Genomic DNA, 22,532 nt, shown 5'->3' on the forward strand with positions numbered 1-22,532 from the left:
ATGGACAACAGAAAACACAATATTTTATTTCACACACATACGGTTAGTGGTATTGTTATCAGTGTGGTTTTATTTATCATTTTTTTTGCGGGTTCTTTCTCCTTTTTTAGAGACGATATCATCAACTGGGAAAGAAATGAAAGCGCAAAATTTTCCGAAAATATTTCGTTTGATATCAATCAAGCTATTGATACCATTAAAAAAAACAAAGAATTATTTGGGAGTGATGTTACCATAGAAAAACTTGGGTACGAAAGAAGAGTAAATGTTTCTATTTCTGCGACCAAAGATACTTTAGGCAGCCAAGAAGCTAAAACACGAAGTTTCTTTTATTTAGATATTCAAAATTTTAGTCAACATAACTATGTAAGCTCTTATTCTTTAGGAGAATTTTTATATCGATTGCATTTTTTAGCACAAATTAAATACCCAATTGGTTATTATACAGCTGGTTTTACAGCTTTCTTTTTCTTATTTGCCATTATTACAGGGGTATTGATTCATTGGAAAAAAATTGTTTCTAACTTTTATGTATTTAGACCCATGGCAAAATTAAAAGCCATGTGGACTGATGCACATACTGCTTTGGGAATGATTGGATTGCCTTTTCAGTTTGTATATGCTGTAACGGGTACTTTTTTTATGATAAAACTACTATTGGTAGCTCCTAACGTAATGGTTATTTACAATGGAAATCAAAAAGAGTTGTATAAGGATTTAGGCTATACTCCTACTAACTATGAATTTCATCAACAAAAAACAGAAAAAAATGTAGATTACAATAGTTACCTAAAGAAAGTGCAAAAGCAATGGCCTCAATTTAACACGACCAAAATATTGATTCAAAATTTTGGAGATACCAATGAACATATGACACTTGAAGGCCACTCAGATAGAAATATAAAGTTTAATGGTTTTGGGAAAATAACCTACAAAACCTCTAACCAACAAATAGTTTTTCAGAAAAAACCTAGCGAAACAACATCGTATTTAGAAAGTGTTAAAAATATACTTTACAGAATTCATTATGGAGATTATGGTGGTTATTTGTTAAAAATTATTAGTTTTTTATTAGGAATCACTTCTTGTTTTGTAATTATTTCTGGAGTAATGATTTGGTTGGTTGCTAGAGATAAAAAGAATGTTCCCGAAAAAAGAAAACGTTTTAATCAAAAAGTCGTTTTAATTTATTTGGCTATTTGTTTAAGCATGTACCCCATAACTGCTTTGTCTTTTATTGCCGTTAAAGTATTTTCTGCACAAATGAGTCAGACTTTTATTTACAGTTTCTATTTTATAGGTTGGTTGCTTTTTACCGTGTTTTTTATCTTGAAAAAAGATATCTATTTTATCAACAAATGGACGTTAAGATTAGGAAGTTATATTGGCTTGTGCATTCCTATCGTCAATGGAATCATCACTGAAAATTGGATTTGGACTTCATTTCAACACCAACAATATCAGCTCTTTTTTATAGATGCTTTTTGGATTTGTTTGGCTTTAACAACCTTGTGGATTTGTAGTAAAAATAAAAAATAGACTCTTTTTATTTTTTATTATAATTCACTATTATTTTCTTTAATAACCTCTTTGTAATCAATTGTATCATCTACTTTATTTTTAAAAGCCTTGATCCATGCATTGGTTACAATGTTTCTTACTGTTATCCAAACATTAGTATTTACATTACTTAAATCTCCTTCTAAAGGTATTTTGGAAGCTACAACCTCATTCTTTTGATTTCTAAAAATAAATTGAAAAAAACCGACAAATCCTTCCCAAATAGATTGCAAAAAAGAATCCTCTTCTCCAATCAACTGGGTGTTTTTAATTAAAGGTTTAAAATAACCTTTTAAGTAACTATCTGCAATTACTATCTCACTATATAAATTTAAATTTCCTTTTTCAAAATCAATCTGTGCATACTGTTTGGTAAAATCATTCAACGCTGTTATGTCAATATCCGTAAATTCCATCGAAATGTCCATATCAGGAATTTCTTTTATCAAATCTAAACCTCCGTTTATGTTTAAATTTCCGTTACCAATAGAAGTACCTGTTACATTTAATGTAGAAGGTAGTTTGCCATTGTTACTAGTTACATTTCTTAAATTGGTAGCTAGTAGTTTAATATTATCAATATTTAAATCAATTTTAGGTTTTGAGGTAAGCTCTGCAAAAGTTATTTTTCCATTAGTTATTTCTAATCTATTGATGTCTATGGGAATAATACTGGTTAATGTTTTGGTCCAATCTTCTTCTTCAACATTGGTTGCAGGTTGTTTTTCTTGATCTTCTTTTACAATATTAATTTTTGGTCCATCCATAATCACTTCGGCCACAATTTTCCCATGCAATAAAGATTTCCAATGGATAGAAATATCATTTTTTGGCAAGTCTAAAAAAGGAATATCAGAATTAGCTTTGTTACTTTTTAAAATAAAACCATCTAATTGATAGGCTCCTCTGTAAAGAGAAATACCCACATTTTGTACAAAACCTGTATAGCCTGTAACGCTGGTTGCTAATACTTTATTGATATAATCTTTAACTAAATATGGTAGTGCAATTCTTATCCCTATAAATAATACAATAATTAGAGATGGAATAAGAATTCTTTTCTTTTTGTAAAAAGGTGGATTAGACATGAGCTCAAATTTAGTACGTAAAATTACTTATTGTTTGCTATATGATTAAAATATACCTGTCAATCACTTTTTTGATTCACATCAACTTTATAAAAAAAAGACCAGCTGATTAAAGCTGGTCTTTTTGTTTAGATTCTAAGTAATGGAATATCTCTTAAGCCTCTGCAACCGTAGTTAATTTTTTAACTTTTTGCTTGGTCAAAGCTATTTCTAACACTTGATTCATTTCAGTAACATAATGAAACTTCAAACCTTTTAAATAAGATTCTTTAATTTCTTCGATGTCTTTTCTATTGGCTTCACACAAAATAATCTCTTTGATATTTGCCCTTTTAGCTGCTAATATTTTTTCTTTTATTCCTCCTACAGGCAGTACTTTTCCTCTCAAAGTAATTTCTCCTGTCATGGCTAATTTTGCTTTTACTTTTCGTTTGGTAAACACAGAAACCAGTGATGTCAACATGGTAATTCCAGCGCTTGGTCCATCCTTAGGAGTAGCACCTTCTGGCACGTGAATGTGTACTTTGTTTTCATCCAATACCTTTTGTTTCACACCCAATTCTTCTGCATGTGCTTTTATGTATTCCAAAGCAATTGTTGCTGACTCTTTCATTACCGTACCTAAATTTCCTGTAATAGAAAGCCCTTTTCCTTTAGATAAAATAGATTCAATAAACAAAATATCTCCTCCAACACTTGTCCAAGCTAACCCTGTAACTACTCCAGCAACATCGTTATTTTCGTACTTGTCTCGTTCCATTCTTGCAGGCCCTAAAACCTGTTGAATGATTTCTGTTGTTAAATTCACCTCATACTCTTCTTCCATTGCAATAGACTTGGCTGCATAACGCACCAATTTGGCTATTACTTTTTCCAAATTACGAACTCCAGACTCTCTTGTATATCCAGTCACTACAAACTCTAATTCTTGTTTGTTTATTTTTAGGTGACTTGATTTCAGTCCGTGTTCTTTTAATTGTTTTGGCAACAAATGTCTTTTGGCTATTTCCATTTTTTCTTCAATGGTATAACCAGACACGTTGATCATTTCCATACGATCTCTCAATGCCCACGGAATGTCTCCAATACTGTTTGCAGTTGCAATAAACATTATTTTAGACAAATCATAACCAACTTCTAAAAAGTTATCGTAGAAAGCTGAATTTTGCTCAGGATCTAATACTTCTAACATCGCAGAAGCAGGATCACCTTGCATTCCAGAAGCCATTTTGTCAATTTCATCCAACACAAAAACAGGATTGCTTGTTCCCGCTTTTTTAATGTTCTGAATCAATCTACCTGGCATAGCTCCAATATAAGTTTTACGGTGTCCTCTAATTTCAGATTCATCTCTCAAACCTCCCAAAGCCATTCTGATGTATTTTCTACCCAAAGCTTCGGCAACAGATTTTCCTAAAGATGTTTTTCCTACTCCCGGAGGTCCGTACAAACAGATGATTGGTGATTTCATATCTCCTTTCAACTTTAACACAGCCAAATGTTCTATAATACGATCTTTCACTTTTTCCAATCCAAAATGATCACGTTCTAAAACTTTTTGCGCTTGTTTCAAATCAAATTTATCTTCTGAATAAGTGTCCCAAGGCAATTCCAACATCAACTCTAAATAATTACGTTGAATAGAGTATTCTGGCATTTGCGGATTCAAACGTTTCATTCTAGCCACTTCCTTTTCAAAAGTTTCTTTGATGTCTTTAGACCATTTTTTAGTCAATGATTTTGTAATCAACTCTTGAACTTCTGCTTCATGAGAGTTTCCTCCCAATTCTTCTTGAATAGTTTTTAACTGCTGATGTAAGTAATATTCACGCTGTTGCTGATCCAAATCAACACGTGTTTTGTTTTGAATGTCGTTGCGCAACTCCAAACGTTGCAATTCTACATTCAATTTTTTCAACGTTGCAATAGCTCTGTCTTGCAAATTGTTTATTTCTAACAATTCTTGTTTTTCTTCTACAGACAAATCAATATTAGAAGAAATAAAATTGATCAGAAACGAATTGCTTTGTATGTTTTTAATGGCAAAAGTTCCTTCAGTAGGAATATTTGGATTCTCTTGAATCACATTCAAGGCTGTTTCTTTTACCGTTTCTATTATTTCTTTAAACTCATCTGTATCTTGTACAAATAAATCATCTATAATCTCAACAGCAGTTGCAGTCAAATAAGGTTCCTGTTGCACCGCTTCCTTAATTTGCATGCGTTTTTTACCTTGAATAATAACGGTTGTATTTCCATCAGGCATTTTTAAAACTCTCAAAATTTGAGCAACTACTCCAGTGTGGTAAATATCGTCAAAAGTTGGATTTTTACTAGCTGGATCTTTTTGAGCTACAATTCCTAAAATTTTATCTCCTTTGTTCACTTCCTTAATCAAAGCAATAGCCTTATCTCTAGTTGCTGTTATTGGAATAACCACTCCTGGAAACAAAACCGTGTTTCTTAAAGGTAAAATTGGCAATGTTGCTGGCACCAATTCTTTGTTCATTTCCTCTTCATCCTCTGGGGTTAATAATGGAATTAAATCTGAATCTTCATCCATCATATCCTGCATAGACAAAGTGTCTATTTTTATGTTTGTGTATTTACTCATAGGTTTCATGTGATGTCAATGTGACATTCTGCAAGTTTGATTACTTGTTTAAAGACTGTAAATGTACAGAAAAACAAGCATGTATATTTATCTAGAAAGTAATAAGTCAAGGATGATGCCATAACTTTAAAACTGACAAAATGTAAATAGTTACTTTTCTTTTAAACAGATAACCTTATTTTTGTCACTATGAAAAAAGTTTATTTGGACAATGCTGCCACTACCCCATTACTGCCAGAGGTAATTTCCTCTTTTGTTTCTTCTTTAGAAACTACATACGGAAACCCATCCTCTACCCATTCTTTTGGAAGAAGCTCTAGAGCCTTGATAGAAAATGCACGTAAAAGTATTGCAAAACAATTACATTGTACCACTTCTGAGCTAGTCTTTACCTCTGGTGGAACCGAAGCTGATAATTTGATTCTTAAAAATGCCGTATATCATTTAAATGTTACACACATCATTAGTTCTAAATTAGAACACCATGCGGTTTTACACACTATTGATTTTTTGGCTTCTAAGAATACGACTATTTCTTATGTAAAAACATTGCCAGACGGAACGCTTGATTATGATGATTTAGAAAAATTACTACAAAACAGTACTACAGAGAAAACACTTATTTCTTTACTACATGTAAACAATGAGATTGGAACTATTTTAGATCTTGACAAAGTGATTGCTCTCAAACAGAAATACAAAGCTCTCTTTCACACCGATACTGTACAATCTATTGGTCATTTTGACATCAATTTGGTTGATTTAGATATTGATTTTTTAGCTGCTTCTGCACATAAATTTCATGGGCCAAAAGGAATTGGTTTTGCTTTCTTTAGGAAAGGAACTGGAATTCAGCCTGAAATTTTAGGAGGAGAACAAGAACGAGGTTCCCGAGCTGGAACAGAAAACACTCCTGCCATTGTGGGGATGGAAAAGGCATTGACAGTGTGTTTATCTAACTTGGAAAAAGACCTACATTACCTAAAGGAATTGAAACATTATTTTATGTCTGAATTAAAAAATAAAATTCCGTCCGTAAAATTCAACGGAGTTTCTGGAGATTTGAACAAAAGTACACATACTGTTCTTAGCGTTCAGTTTTCCAAAGATTTGCCTATGTTGTTGTTTCAATTAGATTTGAAAGGAATTGCTGTTTCTGGAGGTTCCGCCTGTCAAAGTGGTGCCAACAAGGGTTCTCACGTATTGCAAAGTTTTTTAAACGACGAGGAACAACAAAATACTTCGGTACGTTTTTCTTTTTCTAAATTAAACACCCAAGATGAAATTGATTATGTAATTGCTCAGCTTTTAAATGTTGTTTAGAAATACATCCATTATAGAATATTGAATCAAAAACATTTTATAAAAAAAGCGATGTGTTTTTAACCACATCGCTTTTTTATTGATTAGAAGTACAGTTACTCTTTAAACACTCCTTTGGCAAAACCACTTCCGTGACTTGTTGACCAATATACATTTTTATCAAAAGGATCAAAATCAAAAGCTTCAATTTTATCTGCTTGTCCTAAACCATAATTACATTTATTCCAAGTTTTACCACCATCTCTAGAAATATAAATTCCAGCATTCAGGTATTTTATTTTTTTGTTAGGTGCTACCACAACTCCAATATAATCTGTATCTAAATCAGAAACAATTACTCTATTGGTGTTTGGCATGTCAAAAATTTTCTCCCAAGTTTTTCCTTTGTTCTTACTTTTAAACACACCACCGTCTCCTGGTTTGGTGTTTCCATCACCTGTGGCAATGTATACAGTTCCTTTTTTATCAAACTCTACATACTTAACACTAGAAGCTCCTTTTGGTAATTTCATTTGCTCCCAAGAATCTCCATTATTACTACTTTTGTACAAACCACCTGGAGTATTATTGATTGAAGTTGCTAACGCTGCGTACAAATTTTTATAATTTTCATCGTAAGCCATTTTAGTTACATTGGGTTTGTTAGGCAATCCGTTATTATTGTTTACCCAAGTTTTACCCCCGTCTTTACTTTGATAAATTCCATGAGCCTCAAAGTCTGGATACTTTCTATTATTTTTTACCCACATAGATGGATGCCAACCTCTTTCTGTTTGTGAAGGAACACAAAATAGAATATTATCTGGAGCATTTTTGTCTACCACAATACTAAACAAATACAATAAGTTGTTTGGTTTCATGTTTTTAATAGGCTTCGATAAGGTTTTCCAAGTTTTACCTCCATCTGTAGATTTTCTAAATGTTCCTGCGTTGCGTTGCCTGTTGGTTAACGTATAGTAGGTTTTAGAATCGTTAGGATCTACTGTTAAAGCAGTAATACTTACCGAATTTGTGTTATGGTCTACAGATTGTCCTTCTATTTGTTTCAATGCTGTAGCACCTTTGTAAACCTTATCTCCATCTAGAGTACTTTTCCAGATTCCGTGTTCTTCTGTATAAAACAAATATTGACCTTTTTCTTGAGTATCTAAATTCAACCCAAAACCTGGTAAATTACTGTCACCACGTCCTACCCAATTTCCACTGCCTGGGCTAGTTTCGTCATCATCTATTTGTGTCCAAGTATCTCCGTGATCTTTAGATATTAAATGTTGTTGTTCATAACAAATAATCATTTCACCATCAGCATTGGCATGCATCAAACGAACTCCTATGGTTCCATCTTCATGATTTACACTATTCAAATGTGCTAATTTTGTGTTGATTCCTAAAGAATTCTCCATAGACTTCCAGAATGCTTTGTCAGTTTCTTCTCCCCAATATTTACCTGCTCTTAAAGCTACTGTCCATGTTTTTCCGCCATCTAAGGTTCTCATCAACTCTCCAGGTCCAAAACTAAAATCATGTTTTAAATTGTTAGAAATATATACTTCATTTGGATTTTTAGGATTTACAGAAATTCTATTAAATACCGGTAATGTTTTTTCTGGAAAGTCTGGAGCTATTTTTTTAATTTGTCCAGAATTTTTTCCAAACCAATAATCAATTGCTCTAAAATACAACCAATTGATAGATTTGTGCGTTAGAACTTTAAGATTGTAATTATCACTTAAATTCCCTGACATATTTGTCCAATGCTCACCACCATCTTTACTGATGTAAACCCCACCATTGGCAACAGTTGTTTTTCCATCAACCTGGTAATGGGTTTGTAATACACTGTACAAAAAGAATTCTCCTGATTTTTTATTGTAGTACGATGTTAAGTCTCTTACATCATTATATGGAAGTCCGTTTTTAATTTCTTTCCAAGATTCACCTCCGTTAGTTGATTTGTACAAACCTACATTAGACAATACATATAGATTTTTAGAATTTCTAGGATCTACAATAATTCTCCCCACATCTAAGTCTTTAGAAATATTATCCATAATTACCTCCCAAGATTTACCTCCATTAGTCGTTTTTAAAACATATCCGTATTCTGTATAATTTACTTTAGTTCCGTAAGGATCTTTTAAGCTGCGATGTACATTTTTCACCTTCCAATACTGTCCACCACCTACATACCATGTTTTTTTATCATTAGGATCTATGGTAGCTACTGAAAACTTTTTCTTTCCTGGAAAATTTGGAACTTCAGACCAAGTAATACCTTTATCGGTAGTTAATTGAACGGCACTTTTTTCTAGCATAATACCGTAATCTTCATCTTGTTCGGAAAATGCAATCCAGTTTGGACGAATATCACTTCCTTTACCATCAAAATCATTTAAAGTTACCCAAGACTTGCTTTTGTTTTCTGTTCTATAAGCATTCCCCATGTCATAGTTTAAGAACATCACATTTGCATCGGTAGGATGAATAAACAAATCTTCACTATACCCAGAATTCCCAGGTCCGATAAGTGTCCATTTTAGACGCTCGTCACTACTAACTTTTTCTGTTTGTAATTTTTTAAAATACGATGAGTTTTGTGCAAAGGAAGTAGCCTGTGCCATTACCAAAAGTGCAACTATTACTTTTTTCATTTTATATTGGTTTAATAGCTCCAAAACTAACTAGTAAGTTTTTCTGCAAAGAAAACAAATGGTTTATTAAGAGATTCCTATCGCTTAATTGGTGGGGTTTAATTTTTTCCCAAATACAAATCAACACTATATTACTGTTTTTGACTTTGAACAATCACATATTGACATCAATATTGAGGTATTCTCAAAAGAACATATATTTGATTGTACAATTCAAAAAAACAAAACATGAATATTAAAAAAATCATAATCGCATTCACGCTACTTATTTCTACAAGTGTATTTTCTCAAAAATGGGCAGAAGATCAAGGTTTAAAATTAACAGATAAATTAAACACAACTTTGGTAAAGGCTAATGATGACTTAAAATTAACAGAAGATCAATCCACTAAAATTCAAGTTATTTATAAAGACTTAATGTTGGAAAAATCTAAAGTAAATGCACAAATGAAGAAAGAAGGGACTTTTAACAAAGAAGCGTTTTGGAAAGCTACTTTTCCACAACAAAAAGTTGCTAACGAAAAAATTAGAGGACTTTTATCTATGTCTCAAAAACAAGCTTTTAATGCTAGTTTACAGAAAAAATAATTAAGATAATTCTTGGTTTTAAACACAATAAGCCGTCTAATTTAGTTTTAGACGGCTTATTTTCATATAATTAAGGGTAGCTATTATCTTTTTAACAATCCATCTAAAGAGTATCTACCAGAACCCGTAATAAACAATACTACATAACCTGTTAAATACAATATTGACTTTTCTTGAGTTCCAAAACTGTCTGAAATATGTACTAAAAATAGCGCTACAGACATGGTCACTATTAATGGAATTAATGCCAAACGAGTCAACAATCCTAAGATTAATAATATCGAACAAATTACTTCTGCAAAAACAGCCAAACCTAAAGCAGCTGTGCTTCCAAGTCCTATAGGATCAAAAAATTTAATCTCTCCTCCTGAAAATAATTTGTTCCATTTTCCTAAACCATGACCCCAAAACATGGATATACCTAAAGAGACACGAAATATCAAAAGTGCAAAATTAACACCCAAAGCTTTGTTACTTAAAATTATCTTTTTCATTGTACCTATTTTATTATGATTTGTATTTTGGTTTAAATTTAAAGTTATTTTAAAAATAATTCTTCTTTTATTTTTAAACAGAGTTTGATATAGTTATTCTTTTTATTACAAAATTATCTTCTTCTTCCTCCAGAATAGGTCATGGCTTCTCCTTTACCAAAGCCATAACTAAAACCTAATGTAAAGAAACGTCCTCTCTGCCCAAAACTATATTGATAAGTGGTATCGTTATCTATAACACTTTCACTAATTCTAGAAGCAAAGACATCTCTTACAGCAATATTAACCACTGCTTTTCCATTAAGTATTTTCTTACGAACTCCAAAATCAGCAAATGCATAACCTGAAACTTCACTTTGTACAGTTTGATAAGGAGAACGGTAATTCCCCGTAATTTCTACATCAACATCGGCAGGCAATCCTATTTTTGATGACAAACGAGAACTCCAATTGTCTCCATCAAAATCAAAAACTTGAGTATCATACACCCCTTTTCTATTGAAATAATTCCAATTAAAATCACCATTAAACGTTAACCATTTTAAAGGACTGTATTTTCCGTTTACTTCTATCCCTGTAGTTCTTCTACTTCCTACATTAAAAGGAGTTGTGGTAGTTACATTATCATCAAAAAGTGCAATACGCTCCATTACATCTGTAGTAAAACGATGGTAAACTGAAGTGTTTAAGTTGGCTTTTCCAATACTATAAATTGCGGTCAGCTCATAAGAATCGGTAAATTCTGGCAATAAATTAGGATTTCCGGCTCTAATATTATAGTTGTCACTAATGGTAAAAAATGGATTCAAATCCCACAAACGAGGTCTGTAAATACGCTTAGAATAACCTGCTTGTACTGAAACATCGTCTGTTAATTTATAAGACGTGTGCATACTCGGAAACCAGTTGGTGTATTTTTGATTGTTAGATTGGTTGGTATTGGTTAACAACGTAGCCAAACCTGTATTTTCAACTCTCAATCCTAACTTTACTCCCCATTGTTCACCTTCATAAGCACCTGTTCCGTAAATACCTAATACTTTTTGGTTGTATTCAAAATTATTCGTCAAATTAGGATCCGCAACAAATTCTGAACCATTGTCATTTCTTACCTCATAATCATTTCCTACATCGTTGATCAAATACTGAGCTCCTGTTTCTATAGTAACATGTTCTGTTAGTGGATTGGTATAATCTAATTTAAACGTATAATCTGCTTGTTTAAAATCTGTTTCTGTTTGCTGATTTTCTTGTGAACTCGTTCCAAAAGTATCTGTATTTGTAAATTCCGAAGACAAATCTTTTCCAAAAAAACGTCCTAAGGCACTGAACAACAAAGTATGTTCTTTATTGTTTTTAAACTCTTTTTTATAATTCAATTCGTATTGCCATTTAGGATTGGTTGCTTCTGTTTTTTCGGTTCTATACCATTCACTATCCAACACATCGTTTTCAAAAGAACTGTAATCTGTTCTTGAGGGTTGATCTTCTAACTCATAAGAAAAATTACCAGAAAGCGTTAACACATTGTAGTCATCAATATGATAATCTGTTCCTAAAATAAAATTGAAAAACGTTTCATTTCTATATTCCTTTCCTGTACTTTCTACTGTTTTATTGGTTACTTTACTAGTATTGATATTTTCATTTTCTCTAGGCATAGATCGGTATCCTCCTCCTAACTGTGTAAACAAGTTGAATTTTTCAGTTCTACGATTCAAACTTACTCCAACACTATGATTGTCTGGACTTCCTGTGTTCAAAGAAACAGAACCATTCAAACCTCTTTTTTCCTCTTTTTTAAGAATAATGTTTAAAACTCCCGCAGTACCTTCTGCATCATATTTGGCAGATGGATTAGTAATAACTTCTACACTTTCTATCATATCAGCCGTAATCGTTCCTAAAGCATTGCTCCCAGATTCTGCTAAAACAGAAGGTTTTCCATCTATTAAAATTTGTACTCCAGAACTACCTCTTAAGCTTACTTCCCCTTCTATATTTACATTTACAGAAGGTACATTGTTCAACACTTCTAATGCACTAACCCCTGTACTCGCAATGTCTTTTCCTACGTTAAAAACTTTTCTATCTAACTTAAATACCGTTTTAGAAACTTCTGCTCTTAACTCTACTGTTTCCAAAGACTGACTATCTTCTTCTAAAAAAACAGTTCCTAAATTGATACGGCTTTTAACAATATCTAAATCCCTAAAAGACTTCGTTTTATAACCCATAAAACGAATTTCTACATCAAAATCTGTAGCATTGGTTTTTAAACTAAATGTACCATTGTCATTAGTAGTCGTTCCAGAAACAACTTGTTTTGAGTTTTTGTCTATCACCACAACAGTTGCATATGGAATTTCAGCTTGGGCAATAGCATCCTTTATTTCTCCTATAATTATGTGCGAGTTTTTTTGTTGTGCATGTACAGTTTCTATTCCTGCAATTAGTAAAAAAACGACACTTATCTTAGCGATGATATCTTTCATTTTTATTTTTTTGTTGCTTAATTTAAAAGCAAAAAAAACAAGAAATAGTCAATTTGAAAAATATAATCTATCAACAACGGAATTAATCATACAAACGACAATCTTATACATACGGTATTAGTTTTTGTCGTTTGCCCCATCTATTTTGATGTTTGTAGATTTTTAACTTCATAAAACTGTTATTTTTATAGATTTGTTATTATGATGAATACAAAGACCGACTACATTCAAAAAACAAAAGAATTCTTCTTTCAAATAACGTTGGGTTCGTTGGTTTTTATTTTGTATTCCTATGGAAGACATGATAGAAATATAACTTTTCAAGAGTTTATTTTTTTCACCAATCAATCCTTAGGAGCATTTGTGATTGGTTTTTTCTTATTGCCTAACTTTTTTTATCAAAACAAATATTGGCATTTTACCATTTACTCAGCCGTGGTTTTAAGCGTGGTGGTTTTTATAGAAGAGGGAATTCTAGAACGTATTTATTTCCCTACAACAAGAGGCCGTAATTTGGCGGCTCAAATTTATGACTTGTTAGATGTATTGCCAACCATTTTAATTTTACTAGGTGCTAAATTTGCTTGGGATGCCATTACAGAACGCAAAAGAGCAAATCAACTAGAATTGTTAGCCAAAGAAAGCGAATTACAGTTTTTAAAAACACAAATAAATCCCCACTTTTTATTCAACAACCTGAATAATTTATATGCATTGGCAATAGAAGAGTCTCCACAAACTCCTGATTTCATATTAGAACTTTCTGCTATGTTGCGTTATATGTTGTACGAATGCAAAGCACAATATGTAGCTTTGCCTAAAGAAATAGAACAGTTAGAAAATTTTATCAGGCTAAACGAATTGCAAATTGAAGGAAGAGGAAAAGCAACTTACACACAGACAATAAATGCAACTCACTTTAACATTGCTCCTCTTATTTTTATGGTTTTTGTAGAAAATGCTTTTAAGCACAGTGCTTCTAGTCAAACAAAAAACATAAAAATTGACATTGATTTGAAAGTTTCTGAAAATGGAACTTTAGAATTTATATGTAACAACAATTATTTGTCGCAATCCAACACTCAAAATTTGTCTAAAGGAATAGGTTTAGAGAACGTAAAAAAACGATTAGAAATGTTATATCCAAATGCACATTCTCTACAAATAAACTCTAAAAATCATATATTTCAAGTACATTTAAAAATGATGTTAACCTAATACGCTTATGAACTGTATTGTTATTGAAGATCAATTGCCAGCACAACGTATTCTCAAAAAATACATTCAAGACATGGGTACTCTTACCCTACAAGCAGCTTTTACAGATGCTTTAGAAGCTATTCAGTTTTTAACAACGCAAGATATTGATGTCATTTTTTTAGACATTCACTTGCCCAAGTTGTCTGGAATAGATTTTTTAAAAACACTTAAAAATCCACCTCAAATAATTTTCACCACCGCTTTTTCTGAGTATGCTTTAGAAGGTTACGATTTAAATGTGGTTGATTACTTATTAAAACCCTTTTCTTTTCAGCGCTTTGTGCAAGCCGTACAAAAAGTAAAACAAACTAATACTTCCGAAAATGTAGCTCAAACACCTGCTGAATTATTTATAAAATCAGGTTACGAACACATTAAAATAAAAATAACTGATATTCTACACATAAAATCTGATACTGATTATACCGAGTTTGTATTAGAGAACAAAAAAATACTATCTACAGAACCTTTGCGTTATTGGGAACAAACCTTAAAAAACAGTGCTTTTGTTAGGGTTCACAAATCGTACTTGATCAATACTTCTAAAATTGAAAAAGTGAGCAGTAACCAGATTTATCTTGGAACAGCTACTATTATTCCTATTGGTAGAGCTTATAAAGATGATTTTTTTAAGTGGTTGTCTTAATTTATAAACATCACATTTTACTGTTTTATTTTCTAAATCATAAAAGCGTTATGACAAAAAATGAATTTTGATACTTATAAAAGAATCTTTTATAATTCACGGTCACACACATTTTATGTACACTGAGGACAACAATTTTTATGCTTCTCTGTTAATTTTGATTTTGTTAACTAAAAAACATATTAAAAATGAATTTAAAAAAAATGTTGTTAGGATTCGCTCTTGTGATTTCTACAAGTGTATTCTCACAAAAATGGATTGACAATCAAGTAAAACATGAAGTTGCAAAAACCAACAAACAACTGGCTCAAACAAATGAAAGTTTAACCTTAAACGAAGAACAATCAACTAAAGTTTCTGAAATCTACAGAGAATTTATTTTAGTAAAAGAGGAAAAGGCCAAAGAGATTAAAGATAAAAAAGAACTATGGACTGCCTTAAAGCCTCAGCTTAAAGAAAAAAACTCAAAAGTAAAAGCTCTTTTGTCTGATGAGCAAAATAATGCTTTAAAAGCTGCTTGGATGAAAAGCAAGAAATAATAACTTACCATATCCCTAGTGCTTAATTAGGGATATGGTTTCATAATTGTCTAAGCTAGCTTGAATTCTACTTCTTATTTTTGCTACAAAATTTGGTGGAGAAAGTACTTTTAATGCTTCTCCAAAGGATAATATTTGCTGTTCCAATTCATAATTTGGAATAACATCCAAAGTGAAAGTCAACCCATCTTTTTTCAATTCTCCATTTTTTTGACTTCCATGCATTGGCTGAGTCAACATATATGCAGCCAAACCTTTATTTGCATGTAGCGTAACAGTTATTACTTCTTCATCCAAACCTCGGGTAACGCCAATAATATCTTCATAACGTTCTATAAAATCAATATCTGCTACTTCATAAACCTCATTTACTTCTTCAATAGACACAATACGATCAATTGCCAAAGTAGTAACAGGCTGGTATTTAGAATGTGTTCCCAAAACAAACCAACGGTTGTTATATTGTTTTAAATATTGTGGGTGCATTGAAAAAATTTCTACTTCCTGTTTTCTAAATGTTTGATACCCTATGTGCAACACTTTTTGATACAAAACAGCATTGAACAACGTATTCAAATGCTCCAACCCTTTGAGATAAGGATTGTTGTCAAAACCTAAAATTTCTCTAGGAGTTTGGTGCATGTCAAAATCTTTTTCCAATTTCAGTGTCAACTCCTCTACCCAACCAAACTGTGGCATTCCTTTGATACGATTTAACGTTAACAAAGCCTCTTTCAATTGCATGGCTTCGGTTTCATTTATCGGTTGATTGTTAATAGAAAATGTAGGATCAGCATAACGATAATACGCAATTCTACCTACTTTGCTAATTTCTAGTTCTACCCCGTAACCTTGATCACTTTTCATAAAACTGATATCATCATACACCTGTCTGCGCTTAATTCCGTCACTTTCACCATTAAAATCATACAATGCTTGGTTACATACTTCTATCAAATCTTTCATACAATATCGTTTCCCTGTATTTCTAAAGCATTTGTCTAAAGCTTGGTAACGAATGATTGCATTTTTATTGGTTGCCATTTTGTTGATTTTTTTAGTAGAAAAATCAAAAATAATCAATTGTGCAGAAACACAACACACAATCATCACATATTTGTATCAAATTTAAAAACAAAAAATAATATGCAACATACATTGACTTTACACCAACAAAGAAAAAGATTGAATCAAATTTTTGATGCCATAATTAACAATTCTGATTTGTCCGAAAAAGAATTTGATAAAGCGATGCAAGAGTGGATTGGTGCCAACCAAAAACTAGAAGTAAAAGAGGAATTGTATTTATTAAATATTCATTCCCGTTTTCAGACACCTGCTTTTTCTGCAACTATGTCTTAATTTTTTTTTAGGTTATTTTAATACAAATTGTACGGTTCCTCCTGGAGGAATTTGTGCCAAAGTATGGCAAGCGTGCTGAGTTAAATTTACAATTCGCAAATAACCTCCTGTAGTAGGAGCGTCAGCCATCATCACTATGGGTTGACCTCCTTTGGTAATTTGTACGGTACCTTTTACAATTCCAGAAGAAATAATCTCATCTCTCTTGGGCATTTTTAAGAGTGTTCCTTCCAAACGAATTCCGATACGATTGCTGTGCTGATGAATTTTAAAAGTGGTTTCTAAAAAAGCTGTTTTACTCTCTTCAGAAAACCAATCCCATTCAGGACCTTTAAGGCAATACAACTGAGCGTTTTGTTTGTAATCAATAGCCTTTACTCTAGCTAGTTTTTGTGTGATTTTCTTGTTTGGTACAGGCAACACATCACCTTTTTCTAATTTACGTCCGTAAAAACCACCTAATTTGGCAGGTGTGTAAGTTGATTTGCTTCCAAATTCATCCTGAATATTAAAACCTCCTAAAACAGCAATATAAGAATATACTCCATTTTTAGCCCCAGAAAAAGACACCACTGCATCTTTGGGAATAGTCAAAGCTTTGTACATCGTCAACGCTTCACCATTCAACTTGGGTTGCATATCTGCTCCTGTAATAGCAATCACAAGCTCTTGGATTGCCTTAAATTTGATGCCAACCATGGTCATTTCAATCATCACTGCATTTGGCGGATTGTTTAACAACAAATTGGCTATATGAGCTGCATCTCCATCCATAAATCCACTTACAGGAATCCCTTGATCTTGATACCCAAACCTACCGCCATCTTGCAAAGTAGTTGCTAAACCCGAAGAAATGATTTCTATTGCCATGTGCATTCCATTTTTAGATATTCTTCTGCTGTAATGGAAACAAATTTAACCCTATCTCCCATACTTACCAATGCTGATTTTTTTTTAGAAAACAATGGAATTGGTGTTTTTCCTATAATTTGCCAACCTCCTGGTGTTTCCAAAGGGTAAACTCCTGTTTGTTGGTCTGCCAACCCCACAGAACCCGCAGCTACTTTTAACCGAGGTGTGTCTTTTCTTGGAATAAACAAACGAGTGTCTAAACCTCCTAAATACATAAATCCAGGGGCAAAACCCAACATGTATACCAAATATGTTTTGGAAGTGTGCAAGGCTATAATTTCTGAAGGAGTTAGGTTTAATTTTTCAGAAACCTCTTGTAAATCTAACGCATACGGTTTTTCATAACAAACAGGTATTTCAATTGTTTTTTCAGCCATTTCTACTCCCTCTTTTTTGAATTTTGTTTTTTCTAGAAAAAGTTTTAGAAATGTGCCATCAATCAATTGATCATCAAAAATAACAGTTAGTGAATTGTAAGCGGGAATTAAAGAAATGACTCCCACTAAATGGATGTTCTTTAACTGTAAATACAACGACTTTACTTGCAGATGAATTTCCACCGAAATTTCATTCTCAAACTTTATTAGAAAAGCAGATTCTCCGTAAGTAAGTACTTCATATTGCATTTTGAATAGTTATTTTTTGGTTGCTGAGTTGTTCGTGCACATAAGAAAGCAACTCCAAAGCTTTAGGAGTATCTCCATGAAAACAAATACTATCTACTTTTATTGATAACGGTTGTTCTTCTATGCTTAGTATTTCATTTTTTAATAAAATTCCTTGAATCTGTTTCCAAACAACTTCCTTATCATGAATAACAGCCAAAGGGTGATTTCTAGACACCAACGTTCCATCTTGATGATACCTTCTATCTGCAAAACTTTCTTTTAAAAACATAAGGTAATTTTTTTTAGCAATCGGCTCTAAAACAGAACCTGCCAATCCCATTAAACCTACACTTGGCTCTATTTGTTTTACAATATCTACCAACATGTTTGCTGTGTTTACATCTACAGCAGCCTTGTTATACAAAGCTCCATGTGGTTTTACATAACGTACCACAGCTCCTTCTTCTCTAGCAATCTTAATCAACAATAAAATTTGATCTCGGATAGATTTTCGTAATAATTCTGGTGAAATTTCCATTTCCTTTCTTCCAAAATACTCAGGATTTGGGTACGACGGATGTGCTCCAATAGTAACTCCATACTTTTTTGCCAAACGAATGGTAGCTCTCATAGAATTTTCTGTTCCCGTATGCCCACCACAAGCAATATTGCAAGAAGATACTTTTTCTAAAATATCTTCATCAAACAAAAAACCTTCTCCTAAATCGGCATTTATGTCTATTTTCATTGTTTATTTTGTGCTTAATTTTCGTTAAAATATTCGTTTCCAAAACCAATCAAATACACCTTTTCTTTGGCTCTGGTAATAGCAGTATACAACCAACGCATACTATCTTTATTCAACCCTTCTGGCATGTATGGCTGTTCTATAAAAATGGTATTCCATTGTCCCCCTTGAGATTTGTGACACGTCATAGCGTAAGCAAATTTAATTTGCAAAGCATTGAAATAATGATTGTTTTTTACAGACAACATTTGTTTGTATTTAGATTTCTCATCTGCATAATCTTGCAACACTTCTTGGTACAATCTATTTGACTCTTCATATGTCAACGATGGACTTTCCGAAGTTACAGTATCCAATAACAATACCGTGTCTATTGGCTTTAAATCTACATAATCAATCAATCTCAATCGAACTTCGGCAAATCTAAAGCCATACAACTCTTTAATGTTGTAAATTTCTTGAACTTCGGCAATATCTCCATTCGCAATAAAATCTGCCTCTGTGGTATCTTTCAACCAAAAGTAGTTGTTCTTAACAATCATTACGTAATCTCCTGCAGAAATTTCATTTTCTTGTCCTCCAATCTTAGTTCTTATTTGTTGATTGTATTGGTTGGCTCTTTTGTTAGAACGAACTATAAAGGCTGTATCTTCTATCCCTGCTCTATCATAAGCGTTTGTAATGGCTTCTTCTATATCGTAACCATCTTGCAAACGAACAATATCTGGAAAGTTGACATCAAACTGAAAATCATAAAAACCATCACGCTCCAATTGTGCTCTCAACTCTGTTGCATTGGATAAGATTCCTGATCCTTCATGTTGACGCATTACTTGATCCAATTCTAACAAATAAGGATTTTTTTGATAATTAATGGCCAAAGTATCTACAGACAAAGCAGGACTCAATTCTGATTTTACTGGGGGTAACTGTGCAGTATCTCCAATAAAAATCAGTTTGCAATTCAAACCATTGTACACATATTCCATCAAATCATCTAACAAAGAATTTTTATCAAACAGAGTAACATCACCAGAACCGTCTGCAATCATAGAAGATTCATCTACAATAAAAAATGTATTGATGTGTTTGTTGGGTTGTTTTACAAAAGCTACGTTTCCGTTAGATTGTTTTTTAGGATGGTATATTTTTTTGTGAATGGTGTATGCTTTTTTCTTTGAGTAATTGGAAATTACTTTTGCAGCCCTACCTGTAGGAGCCAACAGCACAGCTTTTTTGCCCACTTCCCACAAATGATTTACAAAAGTACTCATGGAAGTTGTTTTTCCCGTTCCCGCATATCCCTTTAAAATAAAGATAGCATCGTCATCTGTATCAAAAGAAAACTCCGATAATTGTCTTAATAATTCTTCTTGAACTTGGGTAGGTTCAAATGGAAATTTTTGATGTAATTTTTTGTAAAATTCGGAAGCAGATTTTATCATGTAAAAAGTTTACACAAATATAAAGATTGAAAATGTCTTAAAAATTTTTATGAATAAAAAAAAATTGTAGATTTGTCTTCGTTCATTATAAAATTAATCCAAAAACAATGATTTTATTTATCCTTTTAGGTGTAGTGGTAACAGTTGCGATAGCTATACTTATTGTCAAATTTTTACCTATCAAATTAACTCCAATTATTTCGTTAGTGCTTTTAGTCGCAGCAGGTTATTTTTCTTATTTAATTTACAATGGTATCATGGAACCAATTAAATTTAACGAAGAGAAAAAAGTACGTTATACAAAAGTAATTAAGCAATTGAAATTAATTGCCGATGCACAAGATGCACACAATACTATTTTAGGTAAATTTACTAGTGATGGTGAAGGTTTGGTTAAGTTTATAGACTCGGCTAAATTCCCTATTACAAGTACACATATCGAAATTGTTAAAGAAAACAGAGGTACTACTTGGTCTCCTTTAATGGTAGAAGTAGAAAAGAAAGTAACCGATACGATTGGTTATGAAATGGTTAAAGACAAGGTTTTTAAAGGACGTAACTATAAAGATATGCTTAACATTCCTGGTACTGATAAGCAATTTAAAATTGAAACTTCTGCTATTTTAAGAGCTAACAAACTCTTAGCTTCTGTTTTTGAAGTTAAAATTGACAAAGCTGAAGTCTTAGAAGGAATGAGTAAATCTTTGATCAAACAAGAGAAAGAAGCTTTAGGAGGAGATGATATTCCTGGAGGATACATTGCTATTGGTTCTTTGGATGAAGTGAGTGTTAGTGGAAACTGGCCTCCATTGTATGATGCAATGGCTGAAAATGAATAGAGAAAACCTTACATACAATCCCAAAAGATTATCCATCCAACTTAGTTCGGATGGATTTTCTTTTTGTACTTATAATACAGCATTACAGCAATACCAAGATTTTACAAACCATTTATATGCAGAAAAAATTGCCAACCCTGCACTTTATTTGGAAAAGGTAAAATCCATCTTTGAAAATCAAGAACTGTTGCACCAAACCTATGATGAGATTATTTTGATCCATCATAATGATCTTTTTACACCTGTTCCTAGACCTTTGTTTGATGAAAGTTTGCTAAAAGACTATTTAAAAAACACCGTAAAAACGTTTGACAACGACTTTATAAGTTATGATGAACTTGACAAAATAGAAGTAAACAATGTCTATATTCCCTATGTAAATATCAATAATTATATTTTTGATTCGTTTGGTGAATTTACATACCTACACTCTTCTACTGTTTTTTTACAGAATATTTTAAAAAACTACTCTGTTGGTGCCAAAACAATGTTTGTAAACGTATACCAAGAAGATTTTCAAGTTTTGGTGTTAGAAAATAATGAATTGCAATTACTCAATCATTTTAGTTTTGAAACCAAAGAAGATTTTGTGTACTATATTTTATTTGTTGCAGAACAATTAAAAATGAACACCAATGAGTTTGAAATACATCTGTTTGGAAATATTAAAGAAAGTGATGAAACCTATCAGCTATTGTATAAATATGTGAGATATGTAAGTATCTTTAACAAGCTAAACACGAACCTAAGCAGCAAAATTCTTTGTTTACCGCAAGAGAATTACAATTTATTACAACTACACCTATGAGAATCGTTTCTGGAAAATACAAGTCAAGAAGACTAACCGCACCTAAAAATTTGCCCGTTCGTCCTACGACTGACATGGCTAAAGAAAGTTTGTTTAACATTATCAACAATTGGTATCATTTTCACGAAGTTCGTGTTTTGGATTTGTTTTCTGGTACCGGAAACATTAGTTATGAATTTGCTTCTAGAGGTGCCACAAATATTATAGCTGTAGAACAACACAGTGGTTGTATTTATTACATCAATCAAACAGCTAAGGAATTGGATTTTGACATTCAGACCATCAAAGCAGATGTTTTTTCTTTTTTAGGTAAGCATCAAGGAAGTTACGATGTGATTTTTGCAGACCCTCCTTATGATTTTTCCGACGAACAATTTGGTAAAATTCCCGCCTTGGTTTTTGAAAACAATCTTTTGAGCGAGAATGGAACTTTAATAGTAGAACATTCGCAACAAACAGATTTGAGCAATCTTCCAAATTTCACACAATCCAAACGTTACGGAGGTTGCATGTTTAGTTTTTTTGAGCATTAACCTATTCCTATACTAGAAA

The 22,532-nt window shown here is 32.3% G+C and carries 20 protein-coding genes; 10 read left to right on the plus strand and 10 right to left on the minus strand.

Annotated elements, in window-relative coordinates; genetic code table 11:
* Positions 1-1,539 (plus strand): PepSY domain-containing protein, encoded by a 1,539-nt coding sequence (locus Q4548_RS13620; RefSeq protein ID WP_303455924.1) that lies wholly within the window; start codon positions 1-3, stop codon positions 1,537-1,539.
* 17 nt (positions 1,540-1,556) lie between these two features.
* On the opposite strand, the gene Q4548_RS13625 is transcribed toward Q4548_RS13620, so the two are convergent.
* Positions 1,557-2,648 carry a DUF748 domain-containing protein gene (locus tag Q4548_RS13625; RefSeq protein ID WP_303455925.1) on the minus strand — a complete coding sequence of 364 codons (1,092 nt, stop codon included), beginning with the start codon at positions 2,646-2,648 and terminating at the stop codon, positions 1,557-1,559.
* Positions 2,649-2,802: 154 nt separating this feature from the next.
* Entirely contained in the window at positions 2,803-5,262 is a 2,460-nt protein-coding gene (lon, locus tag Q4548_RS13630; RefSeq protein WP_303455926.1) for an endopeptidase La, read from the minus strand.
* A 189-nt stretch (positions 5,263-5,451) separates the two neighbouring features.
* Here lon and Q4548_RS13635 point away from each other — a divergent pair, with 189 nt between their 5' ends.
* Positions 5,452-6,585 carry a cysteine desulfurase family protein gene (locus Q4548_RS13635; RefSeq protein WP_303455928.1) on the plus strand — a complete coding sequence of 378 codons (1,134 nt, stop codon included), beginning with the start codon at positions 5,452-5,454 and terminating at the stop codon, positions 6,583-6,585.
* Between the two features lie 95 nt (positions 6,586-6,680).
* On the opposite strand, the gene Q4548_RS13640 is transcribed toward Q4548_RS13635, so the two are convergent.
* Positions 6,681-9,236 (minus strand): VPS10 domain-containing protein, encoded by a 2,556-nt coding sequence (locus Q4548_RS13640; protein WP_303455930.1) that lies wholly within the window; start codon positions 9,234-9,236, stop codon positions 6,681-6,683.
* A gap of 228 nt (positions 9,237-9,464) precedes the next feature.
* On the opposite strand from Q4548_RS13640, the gene Q4548_RS13645 reads away from it, so the two are divergent.
* Positions 9,465-9,824: a hypothetical protein gene (locus Q4548_RS13645; RefSeq protein ID WP_303455932.1), complete on the plus strand. Its 360-nt coding sequence runs from the start codon at positions 9,465-9,467 to the stop codon at positions 9,822-9,824.
* 83 nt (positions 9,825-9,907) lie between these two features.
* Here the strand turns inward: Q4548_RS13645 and Q4548_RS13650 are convergent, their stop codons facing one another.
* Positions 9,908-10,318: a DoxX family protein gene (locus tag Q4548_RS13650; RefSeq protein ID WP_303455934.1), complete on the minus strand. Its 411-nt coding sequence runs from the start codon at positions 10,316-10,318 to the stop codon at positions 9,908-9,910.
* A gap of 113 nt (positions 10,319-10,431) precedes the next feature.
* Positions 10,432-12,813, minus strand: coding sequence for a TonB-dependent receptor domain-containing protein (locus tag Q4548_RS13655; RefSeq protein ID WP_303455937.1), 2,382 nt, complete (start codon positions 12,811-12,813; stop codon positions 10,432-10,434).
* Positions 12,814-13,014: 201 nt separating this feature from the next.
* On the opposite strand from Q4548_RS13655, the gene Q4548_RS13660 reads away from it, so the two are divergent.
* From Q4548_RS13660 to Q4548_RS13670, 3 genes are all read left to right on the plus strand, one after another.
* Positions 13,015-14,031, plus strand: a complete 1,017-nt coding sequence (locus Q4548_RS13660; protein WP_303455939.1) for a sensor histidine kinase — start codon at positions 13,015-13,017, stop codon at positions 14,029-14,031.
* A gap of 7 nt (positions 14,032-14,038) precedes the next feature.
* Positions 14,039-14,719, plus strand: a complete 681-nt coding sequence (locus Q4548_RS13665; RefSeq protein WP_303455940.1) for a LytTR family DNA-binding domain-containing protein — start codon at positions 14,039-14,041, stop codon at positions 14,717-14,719.
* 188 nt (positions 14,720-14,907) lie between these two features.
* Positions 14,908-15,258 carry a hypothetical protein gene (locus Q4548_RS13670; protein WP_303455941.1) on the plus strand — a complete coding sequence of 117 codons (351 nt, stop codon included), beginning with the start codon at positions 14,908-14,910 and terminating at the stop codon, positions 15,256-15,258.
* 15 nt (positions 15,259-15,273) lie between these two features.
* Here Q4548_RS13670 and Q4548_RS13675 read toward each other — a convergent pair whose 3' ends face one another.
* The gene (locus Q4548_RS13675) at positions 15,274-16,302 is read right to left on the minus strand and encodes a YafY family protein (RefSeq protein ID WP_303455942.1); all 1,029 of its coding nucleotides are present in this window, start codon (positions 16,300-16,302) and stop codon (positions 15,274-15,276) included.
* 102 nt (positions 16,303-16,404) lie between these two features.
* On the opposite strand from Q4548_RS13675, the gene Q4548_RS13680 reads away from it, so the two are divergent.
* Positions 16,405-16,620, plus strand: coding sequence for a hypothetical protein (locus tag Q4548_RS13680; RefSeq protein WP_303455943.1), 216 nt, complete (start codon positions 16,405-16,407; stop codon positions 16,618-16,620).
* A gap of 12 nt (positions 16,621-16,632) precedes the next feature.
* Here Q4548_RS13680 and Q4548_RS13685 read toward each other — a convergent pair whose 3' ends face one another.
* From Q4548_RS13685 to Q4548_RS13700, 4 genes are read right to left on the minus strand one after another with little or no spacing between them, the layout of a single operon-like run.
* Positions 16,633-17,490, minus strand: coding sequence for a biotin-dependent carboxyltransferase family protein (locus Q4548_RS13685; RefSeq protein ID WP_303455944.1), 858 nt, complete (start codon positions 17,488-17,490; stop codon positions 16,633-16,635).
* The gene (gene pxpB / locus Q4548_RS13690; RefSeq protein WP_303455945.1) at positions 17,481-18,158 is read right to left on the minus strand and encodes a 5-oxoprolinase subunit PxpB; all 678 of its coding nucleotides are present in this window, start codon (positions 18,156-18,158) and stop codon (positions 17,481-17,483) included. Before pxpB ends, Q4548_RS13685 begins: the two co-directional genes overlap by 10 nt.
* Positions 18,148-18,888 carry a 5-oxoprolinase subunit PxpA gene (pxpA, locus tag Q4548_RS13695; RefSeq protein WP_303455946.1) on the minus strand — a complete coding sequence of 247 codons (741 nt, stop codon included), beginning with the start codon at positions 18,886-18,888 and terminating at the stop codon, positions 18,148-18,150. Before pxpA ends, pxpB begins: the two co-directional genes overlap by 11 nt.
* A gap of 14 nt (positions 18,889-18,902) precedes the next feature.
* The gene (locus Q4548_RS13700) at positions 18,903-20,333 is read right to left on the minus strand and encodes an ATP-dependent RecD-like DNA helicase (protein ID WP_303455948.1); all 1,431 of its coding nucleotides are present in this window, start codon (positions 20,331-20,333) and stop codon (positions 18,903-18,905) included.
* 107 nt (positions 20,334-20,440) lie between these two features.
* Here Q4548_RS13700 and Q4548_RS13705 point away from each other — a divergent pair, with 107 nt between their 5' ends.
* From Q4548_RS13705 to rsmD, 3 genes are read left to right on the plus strand one after another with little or no spacing between them, the layout of a single operon-like run.
* A complete protein-coding gene (locus tag Q4548_RS13705) occupies positions 20,441-21,172 on the plus strand; it encodes a hypothetical protein (RefSeq protein ID WP_303455950.1) in 732 nt (243 codons plus the stop codon).
* On the plus strand, positions 21,165-21,980 hold the full coding sequence (locus Q4548_RS13710) for a DUF3822 family protein (protein WP_303455952.1): 816 nt from the start codon (positions 21,165-21,167) through the stop codon (positions 21,978-21,980). Before Q4548_RS13705 ends, Q4548_RS13710 begins: the two co-directional genes overlap by 8 nt.
* Positions 21,977-22,513, plus strand: coding sequence for a 16S rRNA (guanine(966)-N(2))-methyltransferase RsmD (rsmD, locus tag Q4548_RS13715; protein WP_303455953.1), 537 nt, complete (start codon positions 21,977-21,979; stop codon positions 22,511-22,513). Before Q4548_RS13710 ends, rsmD begins: the two co-directional genes overlap by 4 nt.
* Positions 22,514-22,532 lie beyond the last annotated feature (19 nt).

The sequence above is a fragment of the Wenyingzhuangia sp. 2_MG-2023 genome (genome assembly GCF_030548295.1).
Lineage (GTDB): Bacteria > Bacteroidota > Bacteroidia > Flavobacteriales > Flavobacteriaceae > Wenyingzhuangia.